The sequence below is a fragment of the Vibrio sp. 03_296 genome (assembly GCF_002265885.1).
The window spans coordinates 1-1,022 of sequence record NZ_NPKW01000358.1; the positions used below are offsets into that span (position 1 = coordinate 1).

General features: G+C 47.7%; 3 protein-coding genes. All 3 read left to right on the forward strand.

What is annotated here, in order from left to right:
- The first annotated feature begins 223 nt into the window (after positions 1-223).
- Genes CIK04_RS33760 through CIK04_RS33770 form a run of 3 tightly spaced genes read left to right on the forward strand, consistent with a single transcriptional unit; the run spans position 224 to position 964 of the window.
- On the forward strand, positions 224-385 hold the full coding sequence (locus CIK04_RS33760) for a hypothetical protein (RefSeq protein ID WP_325205790.1): 162 nt from the start codon (positions 224-226) through the stop codon (positions 383-385).
- Between the two features lie 13 nt (positions 386-398).
- Positions 399-704 (forward strand): hypothetical protein, encoded by a 306-nt coding sequence (locus CIK04_RS33765; RefSeq protein WP_325205791.1) that lies wholly within the window; start codon positions 399-401, stop codon positions 702-704.
- The gene (locus CIK04_RS33770) at positions 701-964 is read left to right on the forward strand and encodes a hypothetical protein (RefSeq protein WP_325205792.1); all 264 of its coding nucleotides are present in this window, start codon (positions 701-703) and stop codon (positions 962-964) included. The genes CIK04_RS33765 and CIK04_RS33770 overlap by 4 nt, the downstream gene beginning before the upstream one ends.
- Positions 965-1,022 lie beyond the last annotated feature (58 nt).

Consider the following 1,022-nt stretch of genomic DNA (forward strand, 5'->3'; position numbering starts at 1 on the left):
CAAAGTAGGCGCGATCTCTCGATTTCGCCCACAACACCGAGTAGTTGTTTGGTGACAAGGATTGAAACGAAGACGCGAACCTGGAGCGCTCATGAAGAAACAACGTTACCCGCTGAGTATTCATATCACGAGTCTGTTTTAGTGCTGACAACTGGTTGTTGGAATTTGTCTGATCACCATCAGCTACACCACTCGCAACTTGTTGAGCAAAAGTGCCGAAGGGTTGAGTAACGAGCACGCTCACAAACTGGAATCGGCGTTTCAAACCTCTGTTGGTCCAATTTTAACCACGTTGGATTTTATGGCTGTGAGTGCTTTTCTTGATGAATACAACAATGAGAACAAGCTAAAAACCGTGGTTAAGCGCTCTGGCCCATATTTTTGAAGAAAATCCCAATTTGGTTGCACTGTATCACGCATCTGAAAGCGGGACTTTCACCCAATATCGTATGCTCGAATTCGCCCACCATCCGTCCAAGTTTTCCGCTCCAGCGAACGCTGCTTTCCTGATTAACAATACCCATGTGGATGGCACCAACGAGTTCATCTTTCTCGACAGCCAGTTTGAACGAATGGACTACAAAAAGACCAATGACAACACATTTGATCCTCGAGTGAGACCTTGGTTTATCAACGCCGAAATGGACGGCGAGATCAGACTGACAGAGCCATATTTTTTTACTTTCTWAAAACCAACGGGGTGACGCTTTCTCGACGCTCGGTGAATGGGCAATACGTGGTGGGAGCCGACTTCACTTTGGCCACCTTATCAAACCAGCTTGAACAGCTCGCTTATTCAGATCGAACTCGCCTTGCCTTGCTCGATAAAGAGGGACGTTTACTGGCGCAGCACCAAGTTGGCCTAGACATTCAAGCCGATGTCAGCGAACAGCAACAAGCGCTTAAAACCAGTATTTTTGCCTCGCTGACTCGCAAAGGTTGGCTACCCGACCACCCTATTTGAAACCGCCACCTTCAACGGCTTGGATTGGTCAATCACCATGACGCCGGTTTTCTCACTG